General features: G+C 68.6%; 18 protein-coding genes. 9 read left to right on the top strand and 9 right to left on the bottom strand.

What is annotated here, in order from left to right:
* Positions 1-1,011: glycoside hydrolase family 15 protein (locus AC08OO_RS06305; RefSeq protein ID WP_476618315.1), on the top strand; the 1,011-nt coding region annotated here is incomplete at its 5' end.
* A gap of 136 nt (positions 1,012-1,147) precedes the next feature.
* On the top strand, positions 1,148-2,431 hold the full coding sequence (locus AC08OO_RS06300) for an L-2-hydroxyglutarate oxidase (RefSeq protein WP_023840385.1): 1,284 nt from the start codon (positions 1,148-1,150) through the stop codon (positions 2,429-2,431).
* A 463-nt stretch (positions 2,432-2,894) separates the two neighbouring features.
* Here the strand turns inward: AC08OO_RS06300 and AC08OO_RS06295 are convergent, their stop codons facing one another.
* Positions 2,895-3,476, bottom strand: coding sequence for an NADPH-dependent FMN reductase (locus AC08OO_RS06295; protein WP_476609339.1), 582 nt, complete (start codon positions 3,474-3,476; stop codon positions 2,895-2,897).
* A 282-nt stretch (positions 3,477-3,758) separates the two neighbouring features.
* Here AC08OO_RS06295 and AC08OO_RS06290 point away from each other — a divergent pair, with 282 nt between their 5' ends.
* The gene (locus AC08OO_RS06290; protein ID WP_023840384.1) at positions 3,759-3,884 is read left to right on the top strand and encodes a hypothetical protein; all 126 of its coding nucleotides are present in this window, start codon (positions 3,759-3,761) and stop codon (positions 3,882-3,884) included.
* On the opposite strand, the gene AC08OO_RS06285 is transcribed toward AC08OO_RS06290, so the two are convergent.
* Positions 3,877-4,740 (bottom strand): LLM class F420-dependent oxidoreductase, encoded by an 864-nt coding sequence (locus AC08OO_RS06285; RefSeq protein ID WP_011436322.1) that lies wholly within the window; start codon positions 4,738-4,740, stop codon positions 3,877-3,879. The genes AC08OO_RS06290 and AC08OO_RS06285 overlap by 8 nt on opposite strands.
* A gap of 70 nt (positions 4,741-4,810) precedes the next feature.
* Between AC08OO_RS06285 and AC08OO_RS06280 the strand changes: the two genes are divergently transcribed.
* Entirely contained in the window at positions 4,811-5,152 is a 342-nt protein-coding gene (locus AC08OO_RS06280; RefSeq protein WP_011436321.1) for a MerR family transcriptional regulator, read from the top strand.
* Positions 5,153-5,534: 382 nt separating this feature from the next.
* On the opposite strand, the gene AC08OO_RS06275 is transcribed toward AC08OO_RS06280, so the two are convergent.
* Together AC08OO_RS06275 and AC08OO_RS06270 are read right to left on the bottom strand one after the other, a co-directional pair.
* A complete protein-coding gene (locus tag AC08OO_RS06275) occupies positions 5,535-5,906 on the bottom strand; it encodes a HepT-like ribonuclease domain-containing protein (RefSeq protein WP_011436320.1) in 372 nt (123 codons plus the stop codon).
* Positions 5,896-6,186, bottom strand: a complete 291-nt coding sequence (locus tag AC08OO_RS06270) for a nucleotidyltransferase family protein (RefSeq protein WP_035912985.1) — start codon at positions 6,184-6,186, stop codon at positions 5,896-5,898. Before AC08OO_RS06270 ends, AC08OO_RS06275 begins: the two co-directional genes overlap by 11 nt.
* Before the next feature lie 277 nt (positions 6,187-6,463).
* Between AC08OO_RS06270 and AC08OO_RS06265 the strand changes: the two genes are divergently transcribed.
* Positions 6,464-6,991: a transposase gene (locus tag AC08OO_RS06265; RefSeq protein WP_023840382.1), complete on the top strand. Its 528-nt coding sequence runs from the start codon at positions 6,464-6,466 to the stop codon at positions 6,989-6,991.
* 409 nt (positions 6,992-7,400) lie between these two features.
* On the opposite strand, the gene AC08OO_RS06260 is transcribed toward AC08OO_RS06265, so the two are convergent.
* The 3 genes from AC08OO_RS06260 to AC08OO_RS06250 all read right to left on the bottom strand — a co-directional run bounded on the left by AC08OO_RS06260 (position 7,401) and on the right by AC08OO_RS06250 (position 8,843).
* On the bottom strand, positions 7,401-7,679 hold the full coding sequence (locus AC08OO_RS06260) for a ribbon-helix-helix domain-containing protein (RefSeq protein WP_011436317.1): 279 nt from the start codon (positions 7,677-7,679) through the stop codon (positions 7,401-7,403).
* A 16-nt stretch (positions 7,680-7,695) separates the two neighbouring features.
* A complete protein-coding gene (locus AC08OO_RS06255) occupies positions 7,696-7,938 on the bottom strand; it encodes a hypothetical protein (RefSeq protein ID WP_011436316.1) in 243 nt (80 codons plus the stop codon).
* Between the two features lie 341 nt (positions 7,939-8,279).
* Positions 8,280-8,843, bottom strand: a complete 564-nt coding sequence (locus tag AC08OO_RS06250) for a GNAT family N-acetyltransferase (protein WP_023842216.1) — start codon at positions 8,841-8,843, stop codon at positions 8,280-8,282.
* A 454-nt stretch (positions 8,844-9,297) separates the two neighbouring features.
* On the opposite strand from AC08OO_RS06250, the gene AC08OO_RS06245 reads away from it, so the two are divergent.
* The 4 genes from AC08OO_RS06245 to AC08OO_RS06230 all read left to right on the top strand — a co-directional run bounded on the left by AC08OO_RS06245 (position 9,298) and on the right by AC08OO_RS06230 (position 12,511).
* The gene (locus AC08OO_RS06245; RefSeq protein ID WP_476609338.1) at positions 9,298-10,584 is read left to right on the top strand and encodes an aminotransferase class V-fold PLP-dependent enzyme; all 1,287 of its coding nucleotides are present in this window, start codon (positions 9,298-9,300) and stop codon (positions 10,582-10,584) included.
* 212 nt (positions 10,585-10,796) lie between these two features.
* On the top strand, positions 10,797-11,015 hold the full coding sequence (locus tag AC08OO_RS06240; RefSeq protein WP_476618314.1) for an antitoxin: 219 nt from the start codon (positions 10,797-10,799) through the stop codon (positions 11,013-11,015).
* Entirely contained in the window at positions 11,012-11,422 is a 411-nt protein-coding gene (locus tag AC08OO_RS06235) for a PIN domain-containing protein (RefSeq protein ID WP_476606234.1), read from the top strand. The genes AC08OO_RS06240 and AC08OO_RS06235 overlap by 4 nt, the downstream gene beginning before the upstream one ends.
* Before the next feature lie 399 nt (positions 11,423-11,821).
* Positions 11,822-12,511: a response regulator gene (locus AC08OO_RS06230; RefSeq protein WP_476606235.1), complete on the top strand. Its 690-nt coding sequence runs from the start codon at positions 11,822-11,824 to the stop codon at positions 12,509-12,511.
* A gap of 300 nt (positions 12,512-12,811) precedes the next feature.
* On the opposite strand, the gene AC08OO_RS06225 is transcribed toward AC08OO_RS06230, so the two are convergent.
* A complete protein-coding gene (locus AC08OO_RS06225) occupies positions 12,812-13,660 on the bottom strand; it encodes a hypothetical protein (protein ID WP_476618313.1) in 849 nt (282 codons plus the stop codon).
* A 229-nt stretch (positions 13,661-13,889) separates the two neighbouring features.
* On the bottom strand, positions 13,890-14,138 hold a 249-nt coding region (locus tag AC08OO_RS06220; protein WP_476618312.1), incomplete at its 5' end, for a hypothetical protein.

Raw genomic sequence — 14,138 nt, 5'->3', positions numbered from 1 at the left:
GCGGTCGCCGGTGACCCCTCCCGGGTACAGATCATGTACGGCGTTGCCGGGGAACGCCGGCTGCCCGAATACGAGATCCCGTGGCTACCGGGGTACGAGAACTCCGCCCCGGTGCGGGTCGGCAACGCCGCCGTCGACCAGTTCCAGCTCGACGTCTACGGCGAGGTCCTCGACGCCCTGCATGTCGCGCGGGTCGCGGTCGCCAACCGTCGCCAGACCGTGCCTGGGCTGGCGCTCCCCGGCGGGCAGACCATCACCGACAGCCATGCGGACGACTCCTGGCCGCTGCAGACCAAGCTGATGGACTTCCTCGAGACCGGCTGGCGGAAGACCGACGAGGGCATCTGGGAGGTGCGCGGCCCCCGCCGCCACTTCGTCCACTCGAAGGTGATGGCCTGGGTCGCGGCCGACCGGGCGGTACGCGGGATCGTCGAGTCCCGGCTACCGGGCCCTGTCGACCGCTGGTCGGCGCTGCGGGACGAGATCCACGCGGAGGTCTGTACCCGTGGGTTCGACTCCGAACGCAACACCTTCACCCAGTTCTACGGCTCCAAGGAACTCGACGCGGCGCTGCTGTACATGCCGCTGGTGGGGTTCCTGCCCGCCACCGACCCCCGCGCCGTGGGAACAGTCGCCGCCATCGAGCGGGAGCTGATGGAGGACGGGTTCGTCCTGCGGTATCCGACGGCCGAGGACGGCGCGGTCGACGGACTGCCCGCGGGCGAGGGCGCCTTCCTGGCCTGCACCTTCTGGTTGGCCGACAACTACGCCCTGTCCGGGCGGGTCCACGAGGCTCAGGAACTGTTCGAACGCCTGCTGTCGTTGCGTAACGACGTCGGGCTCCTCGCGGAGGAGTACGACCCCAGGCTGGGCCGGATGACGGGCAACTTCCCGCAGGCGTTCAGCCACGTCCCCCTGGTCAACACCGCGCGGACGCTCACCGACGCGCTGCGCGGCACACCGCGCTCGCGCACCGACCGGGCCCACCCGCCCGGCCACTTCTTCGGCTGAGCCCGCGGGACACCGGCTGAGCCCGCGGGACACCCGACTGACTACCGGCTCGTAACATACCGTGCACGCCGATACTGGATTCGTACGATCGGCGTGATCGGGATTCACGTTTTCGACGGACGGACAGGGGACGGGCGTGGTAGGTCGCATCGCGGTGATCGGCGGTGGAATTCTCGGGCTGGCGGTCGCCCGTCGGCTCGGGCAGGTCGAACCGGGATCGGCCGTGACGGTGTTCGAGAAGGAACAGGACATCGCCCGGCATCAGACCGGCCGCAACAGCGGCGTCGTCCACGCCGGTCTCTACTACGTCCCAGGTTCGCTCAAAGCGACCCTGTGCCGCCGTGGGGTCGGGCTGCTGCGGGAGTTCTGCGCCACGCACCGCATCCGGTACGACGAGTGCGGCAAGATCGTGGTCGCCGTCGACAACAGCGAGCTCGAACGGTTGGCCGAGATCGAGAAGCGGGCGACGGCGAACGGCGTACCGCGGACCCGGATGCTCGACGCCGACGAGCTGCGGTCCGTCGAACCCCACGCCCGCGGGGTCGCCGCCCTGCACTCACCCACCACCGCCATCGTCGACTATCCCGGGGTCGCGCGGGCCCTGCGTACCGAGATCGTCGCCGCTGGCGGGGCCGTGCGCACCGGAGCCGAAGTGATCGGGGTGGAGGATCGTCCAGCCGGCGTCCACCTTCGCCTCACGGTCGCCGGAACCGCGCGCGCGCGGCCCAACGGCAATCACGAGATGGCGTCCCGCAACGGTGGCCGGGTCGCCGTCGTCTCCGAAAGCGTCGGGCCGTTCGACCTGCTGATCTCCTGTGCCGGGCTGCAGTCGGATCTGGTGGCGACACTGACCGGCGAGGACGCCTCCCCGCAGATCGTTCCCTTCCGGGGCGACTACTGGCTGCTGCGCCCCGAGCGGCGTGGCCTCGTCCATGGGCTGATCTATCCGGTTCCGGATCCGCGATATCCCTTCCTCGGTATCCATCTCACCAAGCGCATCGACGGGGAGATCCTGGTCGGGCCGAACGCGGTGCTGGCCACTGCCCGAGAGGGGTACACGGTCGGCACCGTCCAGGGCGCTGACCTGCGACGGACGCTCGCCTGGCCGGGGTTCCACAAGATGGCGAAGACCCACTGGAAGACCGGCGCCAAGGAGATGCTGCGCACGGCGAGCAAGCGGGCCTTCGTCGCCGAGGCCCGGCGCTATGTCCCCGAGCTGCGGGCCACCGACGTGGTTCGTGGCCCCGCGGGAGTCCGGGCCCAGGCCGTCGCCCGCGACGGTAGCCTCGTCGACGACTTCGTCCTGTCCCACAACGGGCGGGTCGTGCATGTCCGTAACGCGCCATCTCCCGGCGCGACGGCGTCGTTGGCGATCGCTGAGCACATCGTCAGCAAAATCGTTCCTGAACGGGCCAGCTGACCGGCCTGAGAAACCGACAAGCCCGAGATTGACAATCCCGCGGCAACCCGTGCATCAAACCCGACGCGGCCGCCCACCAGGCCACGGCAGACGCTGGGATGGGCGAAGCCGGTCGAGGTTTTCAACGATTTACTGGCGAAGCACGCGTCGCCGTGACCGCTTGATTCCACACAGGTATTGGCGGCTCTCCGCAGTTCAAACCAGTCGTGGAAGTCGGACAGCTCCCGGGACACGGTCCTCCCCTGTCCTCGAGCGATCAACCCGGACCGGGTCCAGATTCCCTCTCGCTCCTTGAGGCCGATGTGGCCTCTGGTCGAGGATGGCGCAATGGCGTGGTGGGACCGGCCGCCCGGAGCGGAGGCTCCCCCGCCCCGGGCGGCGCGTCCGGAGGGACCGGACACCGGTATACCGCCGTCGGGATGCGTCGACGGCGGTATACCGCAGACCCGCGCAGGGCCGCCGTTCACACCGTGTAGGGACGCTTCTCCCTGGCCTCCGCGAGCGCGACCGCCCACCACTCGAGTTGCCTGATCAGGGTCTGGGCAGCGGTGTTGCAGCCTTCGGGATCCTTGGGCGTGCCATCGGCGTGGAACCGGTCCCAGGCACCGTGGAAGCTGACCGTATCGCGGATGGTGACCGCGTGCAGCTCGGCGAAAACCTGGCGCAGGTGCTCCACCGCGCGCAGGCCGCCCGCCTGGCCGCCGTAGGAAACGAAACCCACCGGCTTCGCCTGCCACTCGATGTAATGCCAGTCGATGACATTCTTGAGAACGGCCGGGTAACTGTGGTTGTACTCGGGGGTGATCACGACGAAGGCGTCGGCCGCGGCAAGCTGCCGGGTGACGTCCGCTAGCTCCGCGACTTCTGGACCGCTGGAGGTACCCAGCCTCTCCGGCAGCCTGACGTCATCGAGATCGACGACGCTCGTGACGATCGAATCGTGGGCGGATACCTGCTTGATGAACCACTGGGCGACCACCGGGGCGAAACGTCCTACCCTGTTGCTTCCAATAACTACCGCGAGGTTGGTGGGCTGATCGAGCATGAAAGTCCCCTATTCCGCGGATCGGCGAGATCCGCTCTCGCCAGCAGGCGCCCGGAACTCTAAAACCTCAACCATGATTGAAGTCAAGGCCCCCGGACAGTGGGGCGAGCTGCTGTACGGGCGATACACGGGAAAGATGAGCGACTCGGCCCGGGGCCGCTGCGACAGCATCCCGAACGCCACTTCTCGGCTCCGTTGACCTCAACCATGGTGGAGGTTGCAGGCTCTGTGGGGTCACCGCCCGTCACCAGATGCAGCAGGGCGCTTCGAGGGAGAGTAAGGATGCCAGCACTGGCCGCGCCCACCCAGGGGCCGGAACTCAGCCGGACGGCAACCCGGGTGGTCCTCGTCGGGCTCCTGGCCGGTGTGTTCATGTCCGCTCTGGACAGCACGACCATGGTCAGGTAGTTGGCTGCTTGACGCTGCCTCCGGCCCTGGCCAGCGGTCCCAGCTGGTCCAGCGCGCGCAGCGTCGCGTCGGCGTCGGTGATGGTGAGCAGCCCGAACAGGGCGCGACGGACACCACGAGCGCGCAGCCTCTCGAGCGTGGCCTCGTCGGGATCCATGAGCGGAACGGTCACCGGTGGCGTCGCCACCCCGGCCCGGTCCGCCTCCTCGGCCAGCTCGTCCAGGCCTTGGATCAGCTGGTCGACCGGAAGGGGTGGAGTGAGCCAGCCGTCGCGCCCGGCGATGATCCGGCGGAAGGTCGTCGGGCCCCATCCCCCGATCCAGACCGGCGGATACGGTCGCTGCACAGGCTTGGGCCACTGGAAGACCGGATCGAAATCGACGAAGCGACCGTGGAACTCCGCCTCCTCGGTGGTCCAAAGCGCCTTCACCGCGGCCAGCCGCTCCCGCATCAGCGCCATTCGAGTCGCCGGGTCGGTGCCGTGGTTGCGCATCTCCTCACGCAGCCAGCCGGCGCCGACGCCGAGTTCGAAACGGCCCTCGCTGACCAGGTCCAGGCTGGCCGCTTCCTTCGCCAACAGGAGCGGGTCCCGCTGGACCACGAGCGCGACCGCGGTGCCCACGCGCAACCGGGTGGTCGCGGTCGCCGCGGCCGTCAGACTGACGAAAGGATCAAGATTTCGGTAGTAGTCGCGGGGAATCTCGCCAAGCTCGGGGTGCGGTGTCTCCCGTCGGGCGGGGATGTGGGTGTGCTCGGTGACGAACAGTGATTCGAAGCCGCGCTCCTCGATCACCCGGGCGAGCTGAGCAGGCCTGATCTGTTCGTCAGTGACCGCGGTGAAGATCCCGATATCCATGCGTCGCACCGTAGAGTCTGCCATCAGTGTCAGTGTCAGGGTCAAGAGCGAGGGCTGGAGGCTGGTCCTGATGTTGATCGGCGAGCTGTCGACACAAACCGGCGCCAGCGTGCGGTCCTTGCGCCATTACGAGAAGAACGGACTGCTCGTGGCGGAGCGCGGCGCCAACGGCTACCGCCATTTCCCGGAGTCCGCGGTGGAGACGGTGGCCCGGATCCAGGTGCTGCTCGGCGCCGGACTGTCGGTGGCGACGATCCGCCAGGTGCTGCCCTGCACCATCGACGCGACGCCGCGGATCGTGCCGTGTGCCCAGCTGTCGGCGACACTGCGCCGCGAGCTGGACCGGCTGGAGCTACAGGCCGCGTACCTCGATCGCGCACGTTTCCTGATCTCGACGATGCTCGCGGCCTGAGCGCCACAGGAAGTAGCCGGGCCTCCGGGGCGCAGAACCCGTCAGCCGCCGATACTGGTGGACCTAACGCACCACGATAAGAACCGGTCAATCTTGGTTGCTGGCCCTGAAATCACCGTCCGGCCGGTCGCCACACGTGCCCCGAACAGGGACGATGCTCGGTGACCACGCCGACCGGAACATCGCCTACCGGGTAGAACACGTGTTCCGAACACCTGGCGGTTCCGGGCACTTCCGGGCTTCCTGGTGACCGTGCGCGTTGGGCACCGTGGTCGCGTCCACCCTCCTCTTCCGCCTCTGAATGTGCCCGTGCTCGGGTCGCGGTCGCGCCGAGGAGGGGTGATGGTCAGAACGTCCGCACCCGGGGGCGATGTACCCGCGGTCAGTGCGGCTGATCGAGCTGACTGGCGACGAGCGGGAACTCTGCCTTCAGGAGCGTTGCCAGTTGCTCCTGAAGCTCGCGCAGCGCGGTCGTGGCGATGCGCCACACGATTGACCAGTCGACCTCGAAGTACGCGTGAACAGCGATGTTGCGGAAGCCCGTGACGGACCGCCACGGCACATCCGGCCAGCGGTCGCGGATCTCGGGCGAGACTCGACCGGCTGCCTCGCCGATCACCAGGAGCTTCTGCAGAACGGCGCTCTGGATCAGGTCGCTCGCCAGGAAGGCGGCCTCGTCGACGTCCTGGACGAACGTCGTCGCGGCAGCCGCCGCTTCGATCATGTCGACGAGGTAGAGCTCGTCACGCCGCATAGAGGACCCGAGCCTCCGCGAGTACCCGGTCGCGGATGACCCACTTCAGCCGGGACTTGGGTACCAGGTCGACGTGCCGACCGACGATCTTTTCGAGCTCGTCCCGAAGATCGACGATCTCGAAGCCAAGCTTCGAGTCGGGCGCCAGCACATACAGCAGGTCGACGTCCGAGGAGTCGGTGTCGTCGCCACGAGCCACCGAGCCGAAGACGGAGAGCTCGGCGACCCCGTAGCGTCGGCACACCTCGGCGATCCGGCTGTCACGAAGGTCGACGGTCACATCGCCATTATCGCCTCCAGGCAGCCACGACCGCACGGCTCGGACACCGCCTCCAACGAGGTGACCTGACCCCGTCCGAGGAACAAGAAGGCCGGGGCGACCAGCGGTGCGCCCAAGAGATCACCTTCCGGACGGGTCACGCGGCACACGTCCGGGGCTACGAATTCTTGTTCGGGGAGGTAGCGCGTTAGCCAACTGGCGGCATCTCATGCCAGGGTGACCATTCGGACCAGGCTTCCCAGTTGGGACGGTCATCGTCGGCGAGCCAGTTCCATGCGTGGGGCTTTGCGACCGGCCCCGCTCGGGGCGGCCGCGGCGGATCAGCGAGCTGGAGCGCGCCGAGCTGACCCGTCGCGGCCTGACCGGGGACATCTCGGCCTCCAGCGTGCGACGGATCCTCGCGGAGCATCCGGTCAAGCCCTGGCGCTACCAAAGCTGGATCTTCCCGCGGGACCCGGAGTTCACCGCGAAGGCCACCGTCGTCCTCGACCTTTACCAGGGCCAGCCGCTCGGCCCGAACGACCGGGTGATCTCCGTGGACGCCAAGCCGTCCATCCAGGCCCGCGCCCGGATCCACCCGACCGCTCCACCCGCCCCGGGGCGGGTCATCCGGGTCGAGCACGAGTACGAACGCCACGGCGCGCTCGCCCTGCTCGCCGCGCTCGACGTCCACACCGGACAGATCACCGCCACTACCCCGCCGACGAGCGGCATCGCCCCGTTCATGGCCCTGCTCGGCCAGATCATGGCCCAGGACCGGTACAAGAAGGCGGACCGAGTGTTCGTCATCGTCGACAACCACTAAGTTCTGCGCGAACCGCTGGTCCGATCTCTTCGACCTGCCTGTTCTGCCTTCCACCCACAAGCCGGATCGATCGATCAAACCTATTTGCCCAGGCCAGATGCCAACTACACGGCGTAGTGGACCATGTGTACCAGCATCCGAACCGTTTGATCTTGGTTGCTGGCCCTGAATTCACTGTCCGACCGGTCGCTACCCGGGCTCTCACCAGGAAGGATGCCCAGTGACCGCACCGGTCACTATGTCATCTAGCGAATCGAACACATGTCCCGAACTCCTAGTGGTGTCGGACGCTTCGGCCCGTCTCGCGACCGTGATCGTGGGTGTCGTGGTTGGGTCGACGGTTTGTGGTCGGGTTCGGGAGATGTGATGCGCCGTGAGGTCGCACTGAGCGCGATATGACCCGGTCTGGTCAGGCGACGTCGAGCCAGGCGCGGAGAGCCTGGCGGATGACATCGCTGGCGTTGGTGTGCTCGGCTTGGGCGCGGGCGCTGAGCGCGGCGCGCAGTTCGGGGTCGAGGCGGACGGGGACCACCTCGCCCGGGGCGGAGCCGAGGGGCCGGCGTCCGCCGCGGCGGTGGAGGTGGGCGACGTCGTAGCCGGTCTCGGCCTCGGCGGCCAGGTCCTCGACCAGCTCGTCGGTCACGGGTACGCCGCCTGCCGTCCGGCGGGCGGTCTCCTTGTTCGTCATCGTGCGCTCTCCTTGGTCACGGCAGGAGATCCCGGTATTGGGAACGCATCCGCATGGCATGAATGATCAGTTCCGTGCCGTCGTCGAGGAGCAGGACGACGATCTCCAGCAGGTTGCCCGCCCCGCCCGGGCCGAGCCGCAGTTCACGCCAGGGTGGCCCGTCGTCGTCCAGCGAGTAGGCGACGACGTACCGCTCGGCGGCGTGGAGGATGTCCGCGTCGGCGACGCCATGCTTACGGGCCGACCGATGGATCTCCACCCATCAATCGTAATACGAAACGGGCTGGCACTCGCAGAGCCCGAAGGGTGGTTTCGGGTGGGGCCTGCCCGTCGATGCACTGCGGCGCCGGACCGCAGTGGCGACCCAGGGCCCAGCAAGGCCGCTCGCCGCCGCCCAGGGGCGACCGAGCCGCCTCAGCCCAGTTCAGGGCACGTGTACCACAGCAGACGGACTCATAACGGAGATGGCCACACCGGACGAGGACGCCTCCAGCAAGCCGGCGGTACCGAGCGAATGCCGAAACAGCATGTTCCTCCAGATATCCGCGGAGCGGCACGCTACGCCGCGTCCAGAGCGACGGGTCGGTTGGAGCACGTCGATCACGTTGCGCGCTCTCCAGAGGCCTGCGCTGCTGGAAGGCTCTTGACGAGAAAACTCGTCTGCTCGGCTTCCTCGCGTTCCACGCCATCCTGATCGACCCAGGTCCAGCGATCGACATAGCGTTGCACCCGCACGACGTAGCCGAGTCGCCGGTAGAGGCGGGCGGCCTCGGGGTTGTCGGCAGCCACACCAAGACCGACCGTCCGGCTGCCATGCGCTGCGACCAGCATCTCGGCGTGACGAAGAAGGTCTCGGCCTATCCCGTGCCGGCGCTGCTCCGGCGGCCACACCCCGAGCGCGTTCAACTCCGGACAGCCGCCTGTCTCCCGCCGCACTTCGTCGACGTCGCAACCCGTCCAGATGATCAGCAGATGTCCCACGGGCCGCCCAGCCAGCCAGGCGACGAGGTATGTCCCCTCTGGCGACGCTCTGCCGTTCGAACCGTCGGCGGTGAAAGCTCCTCCGGCCTGCCGCCGGGATGCACCGGTCAAGGAGATCAAGATCCGTCTGTTCGCAGACGCGGATCTCCACCGACGACACCCGATCAGGATAGAACCCTCCATCCGCCGCTTGGCTCGCCCTGCTGGGCCCCGCACCATGGGCAGGTCACCGTCGGCACGGACACAGGCACCATGAACCGCGCGCCGAACGGGCTGCCAGGACCCACCCGAGCGCCAGCGCCGCCGTCACCCAGTGAAAGGCCACGGCCACCCCGGATGTCCTCCGACGTCGCCGCCGCTCAGCACTCGGCAGACAGGCGGTTCGCATGGTCGCAATATGGTCGGTCGTCCAGCCGGGACTCGAACCAGCTGGCGACGCCCTGACCAGCACCATCGCATGGCGCTGGATCTCAGATGATAGATCGAGAACCACATTCGCCCAGGTCAAGGTCATGATCAGAAAAGAGGTGGGGCGGGTGGGACTCGAACCCACGACCGACGGAAACACCGTCGCAACCACGACGTCCATACCGTCGGCACGGTGCCGCACGCGTCGTCGAGGTGTCACCCTGTTCCCGTGGACACACCGTCGATCCATCAGCCCCGCCAGCGCCGGTTCACCGACAGCGACGATCCCGGGACGAACGAAGATCCCGAGCAGCTCCGGCTCTTCCACCGCTGGCGTGCGGCCCGGTCACCGTCGTCGGTGGTTCATCTCGACTCGGCCGGCGCGGCCCGCCCCAGTCGGGCCACGATCGCGGCCGAGGCCGCGTACCTGGAGCGCGAGAGCGCACTCGGCGCGTACGCCGCCGAGGTGGAGGCAGGCAGCGGGCTCCACGCCACGCGGGCCAGGCTCGTCAGCCTGATGGGCCCGGGACTCGACGCTGATGACCTGAGCTTCCACCATTCGGCGAGCGCGGCTTTCGCCAGCTTGCTGATGGCCTGGCGGCTCCCCGCCGGGGCGAGGATCGGCGTGGTACCAAGCGAGTACGGGTCCAACATGCTCGTACTCGCCGCCCGGGCGCTGCGCACCGCGGTCTCGCTGGTCGATCTTCCCGTCGACGAGACCGGGGTCATCGACGTCGAGACGCTCGACCGGGCCGGAGTAGCCTGCGCCGACGCACCCGGGCGCATCGGTCTCGCCGACCTCGACCTCGTGGTGTTTCCGCAGGTGCCAAGCCAACGGGGCATCGTTCAGCCGGCAGCCGCGATCGGTGCGCGCTGCGCGGCCGAAGGCGTCCCCCTGGTACTCGACGTGGCGCAGTCCCTCGGCCAGGTCGAGGTGCGCCAGACCGCGGCCAGCGCCTATATCGGAACGTCGAGAAAATGGCTCTGCGGGCCACGAGGAGCAGGATTTCTCGCCGTCCGGAAAGGCAGCGTCGATCTTCTTGATATCGCCGTGCCGAGCCTGCACAGCGCACGCTTCGACCGCAACGACCGTCCGGTTCCTCTCCCCGGACTGGCCCGGCTCGGGATAGGCGAGGCGGCGACCGTGTCCCGCATCGGCCTGGGGCAGGCCGTCACGGAACTGACGGATTCCGGCCCGTCACTTGTCTTCGCCCGCATCGCGCGGCTGGCCGGTCAGGGAAGACGCCTTCTCGACGGGGCCGGCGGCTGGCGGGTGCGCGAGGACCCAGATTCACCGTGCGGCATCATCACCATGCAACCGCCCCCCGGCACCGATCCGGTGGCCGTCCGGGACCGGCTCTACCGAGAGGACCGGGTGCTCACCAGTGCCATCCCCGTGGAGCGCTCCCGGGATCTCACCGGGCCGGTCCTCCGCGCGAGCGCGCACGTCTATACCGATCCGGCGGAGTTCGGAAGGCTGGCCATGGGGCTCGAACGCATCGCCTACGATCGTTGACGCCCCGGCGGCCACCTGCCCGCAGGCCGACCAGCCAGCGCGTCTTCGGCTGTCGCCGCCCTCGTACGTGCCGCCAGCACCGCCGCCTCATGCCACAGCGTGCCCGCGCTACCGCCATCTGACCGAGTCGGCCGCGGACACCTGGTATATACTATCGATAGCTATCATGTGCGGGAGGCGTTGTGGCGGACACGGCGATCGCGAGGCTCTTCATGCACGGCAGAAGCCAGGCAGTGCGGCTCCCGAAGGAGTTCCGGCTGCCCGGTGACCGGGTGCGCGTCCGGCACATGGGAGACGGCGTGCTGCTGGAGCCGATCGCGTCCGATGTCGACGCCTGGTTCGCCGAGCTGGACCGTTTCGTGGACGTGCCGCTGTTCGAGGACGGCAGGAACCAGCCGCCGACGCCCACCGGGGAGGACTTCTTCGGGTGAACTGCCTCCTGGACACCAGCACTGTGGTCGCACTGCTGCGGAACAAGCCCGTCGGCGTGCGGGAACGGTACCGGGAGGCCGAAGCGTCAGAGGATTATCTCGCGCTCTCGTCGGTCGTCCTGTTCGAGCTGTGGTACGGCGTGGCGAAGAGCGCTCAGGTGCCGGAGAACACCGAGCGCCTGCGGATACTGCTCTCCGGTGACCTGGACCTGCTTGACTTCGATGACGAGGATGCCCGTGCTGCCGGCGAGGTGCGCGCCGCCCTGGGGAAGGCCGGGACGCCGATTGGCGCCTACGATCTGTTGATCGCCGGGCAGGCACTGCGGCGCGGGCTGACAGTCGTTACGGCGAACACCTCGGAGTTCAGCCGGGTCACCGGCCTGAGCTGGGAGGACTGGACGAGCTAGCCGTCGTCGGCGCCCGCTGCCGGGGTCGTGCGACAGCACGGTCGGCCTGGCTCCAGGCGCGCCGCTGGCGTAGCACCCATTGCCCGCGCCGACGCCGACGAACTCGCCACGAGCCGCTAGCACGTCCGAGCCGCGCTCGGGCGTGGACGGCCGACGATCTACGATCGTCTTCTGATGGACGTGTCCCTCGTGACGCTCGCCACGCTGGGCCCTCCCCATGCTCCACCAGCCACCCGGTGGGGATCTGCTGAAATGGTTGGCGTCGCTGGATGCGGTGTCCCCGACGCACCCAGCGATCGGTGGCGCCCCCACGCTCCGCCAGCGGGCACCAACGCCCGTACGGCCTGACGAGGTCCGTCGCCTCGTGGCCGGCAAGTCCGGGAGAACGACTGGACCAGCATGAGCGTAGCGAACGGAACCACAGTACCCGCAGTACCTGGCGCCATCACCGTGGCGGCAGTGGACGATCACCCGATCGTGCTTCGCGGCCTCGCGGACCTCCTTCACGGCGTCGAGGACTTCAGGCTGATCGGCACCGCCCACTCCATCGAAGCCCTGCTGGCCGGCCCGGGGCGCGGCGCCCAGGTGATCCTGCTCGATCTCGATCTCGGCGATGGCACCGCGCCGCCCCATAACATCCAGCGGCTGCTCGCGGTGGACCGCGCGGTCGTGGTTTTCAGCGCCGCGGCGGCTCCCGCGACGGTTCGCGACGCGATGCGCGCCGGCGCGTCGGGCTTCGTCCCGAAGACCGACGACATCGAGGATCTGGCCACCGCGATCCGCGCCGCCGCCGCGGGAACGGGGTGGATCTCGCCGCAGCTGGCATTCCTGCTGCTCACCGATGACGCTACGGACAAACCGGATCTGTCGCCCAAAGAGGTAGAAGCACTGCGTCTCTATGCGACCGGAATGCCCATGAAGACGGTTGCCCACAAGATGAACGTCTCCCCGGAAACGGCGAAGCAGTACATCGATCGGGTCCGGTCGAAGTACCGCAAGGCCGGGCGGGACGCGAGCACCAAGGTCGACCTCTACAAACTCGCGGTGGAAGACGGTCATCTCAACCCCGGTGCCGAGGGAACGGCCTGACCGCGCCACCAGAGTGATCACGAGGAGGTGGACCCGGCGCGCGCCCTCGCGCCACCCCCCGCACAGCGGGAGAGCGCGCGCCCGATCAAGGAACGGAACACCTCGGCGGACATCCCCTGGCCCGGCGGCCTGTCCTCCCTGTGTCCCCTTGCCTCCCCCGTGTCTCCTTGACCAGGAACATCCTCGCGGACAATGACGATTCGGTCATGACCCACATCCACCGAATCCGTTGTCCCCCGTCAAGGGGTCAGCGGAAGGACTTCGAAGCACGACCGCCGAGACCGGATCGATGCGGACAGGTCATCTTCGAGGGGGCTTCGTCCTCGGCTGGAGCAGCATCGCCCCGATCAGGGCGAGGAGGCCGGCGCCGAGGCACACCGCGATCCCTGCCTGTGGACGGATCGAGATTGCATCCGCGGAAATCGCGCGGAACGATGCGAGGGTCGGCGGCCCGTAGACCCGGTCCAGAGCGGTGATGATCACGATCAGAACTGCGATGATTCGGGCGAGGGCGACATCGATCGCACCGGCAAGCGGCCGACGCACCAACCGTCCCACCCCGATGGCACCGAGTATGACCGCCAGGACACCGATGGTGCGCCCGTCTCCGACCACGAGACCGCTGAACGTACGTGTCTCGTCGCCGCTGGACATCTCGCTCCACGGCAGGACGGAACCGATGCCGGCGCCGACGGCCGCCAGCACCACCATCAGTGCGGCGACCGGCCGGGGCGGGACGACCGGCCGGGGCGCGGTGGCCGGTGGGAAAGCGGACGGCGTCGGCTGTTCGGACGGCCTCGGCTGTTCGGACGGCGTCGGCTGTTCGGACGGCCTCGGCTGTTCGGACGGCGTCGGCTGTTCGGACGGCGTCGGCTGTTCGGACGGCCTCGACGGACGATGCGTCTCGGGCAAGGCCTGCGGACGCGGGACAACCGGCCGCGGCCCCGGGTCCGTACGCCGTTCCTGATCCTGCAGGTCATGGTCGTCACCCGCGCCCCGGTTCCGCCCGGGATGCGCGTGCAGTCGGCGGTCGAAGGCCTGGTCAGGGTAGGAGGCGGGGTAGGAATAGGCATCGGTCACCGGCTCGCCGCCCTGCCCCGCGCCGGAGACCGGTAGGGGCCACGCCTCGTCCCTCGTGCCGGAGGGCATCGGATCCGGCTTGAGATCGGGCCTGAGCTGTCGGCGCACCCGCATGGTCGGCGGGTCGGCGGAACGCGACGCCCGTGGACGACCACGATCATGATCGAGTACATGGTCATCCCCGTCGGTACGGGCGGCCGTCCGACGCCCAGCCGGGGCCTCCAGGGGATCCCTTCCAGGTTCTCGATGATCCCGGACGGGAACGGGCGCCGGCACTCCTCGCGGCCGAGGACCCTCCTCAACGCCGGGAACGGGTGGCACCCTGGCACCGGAACCGGCGGAGGTCCTTGAGACGTCGCGCTCGAACCACGCGGGTCGGGGCGGTGTCGGCGTCGGTGCCGGCGTCGGTGTCGGCGTTGGTGTCGGTGTCGGCGTTGGTGTCGGCGTTGGTGTCGGTGTCGGCGTTGGTGTCGGCGTCGGTGTCGGCGTCGGTGTCGGTGTCGGTGTCGGCGTTGGTGTCGGTGTCGGTGTCGGCGTTGGTGTCGGT

The sequence above is a fragment of the Frankia sp. CeCAU1 genome, assembly GCF_977971845.1.
The sequence above is the reverse complement of the archived record's forward strand: the minus strand, read 5'-3'. Positions and strand labels throughout refer to the sequence as shown.

Excerpts from the sequence above, each read along its gene's own strand:
- AC08OO_RS06240 (WP_476618314.1), top strand. The coding sequence starts at position 10,797 with ATGCACGGCAGAAGCCAGGCAGTGCGGCTCCCGAAGGAGTTCCGGCTG.
- AC08OO_RS06295 (WP_476609339.1), bottom strand. The coding sequence starts at position 3,476 with ATGCTCGATCAGCCCACCAACCTCGCGGTAGTTATTGGAAGCAACAGG.
- AC08OO_RS06230 (WP_476606235.1), top strand. The coding sequence starts at position 11,822 with ATGAGCGTAGCGAACGGAACCACAGTACCCGCAGTACCTGGCGCCATC.
- AC08OO_RS06285 (WP_011436322.1), bottom strand. The coding sequence starts at position 4,740 with ATGGATATCGGGATCTTCACCGCGGTCACTGACGAACAGATCAGGCCT.
- AC08OO_RS06260 (WP_011436317.1), bottom strand. The coding sequence starts at position 7,679 with ATGACGAACAAGGAGACCGCCCGCCGGACGGCAGGCGGCGTACCCGTG.
- AC08OO_RS06250 (WP_023842216.1), bottom strand. The coding sequence starts at position 8,843 with ATGGAGGGTTCTATCCTGATCGGGTGTCGTCGGTGGAGATCCGCGTCT.
- AC08OO_RS06280 (WP_011436321.1), top strand. The coding sequence starts at position 4,811 with ATGTTGATCGGCGAGCTGTCGACACAAACCGGCGCCAGCGTGCGGTCC.
- AC08OO_RS06275 (WP_011436320.1), bottom strand. The coding sequence starts at position 5,906 with ATGCGGCGTGACGAGCTCTACCTCGTCGACATGATCGAAGCGGCGGCT.
- AC08OO_RS06290 (WP_023840384.1), top strand. The coding sequence starts at position 3,759 with ATGCCAGCACTGGCCGCGCCCACCCAGGGGCCGGAACTCAGCCGGACG.
- AC08OO_RS06225 (WP_476618313.1), bottom strand. The coding sequence starts at position 13,660 with ATGCCCTCCGGCACGAGGGACGAGGCGTGGCCCCTACCGGTCTCCGGC.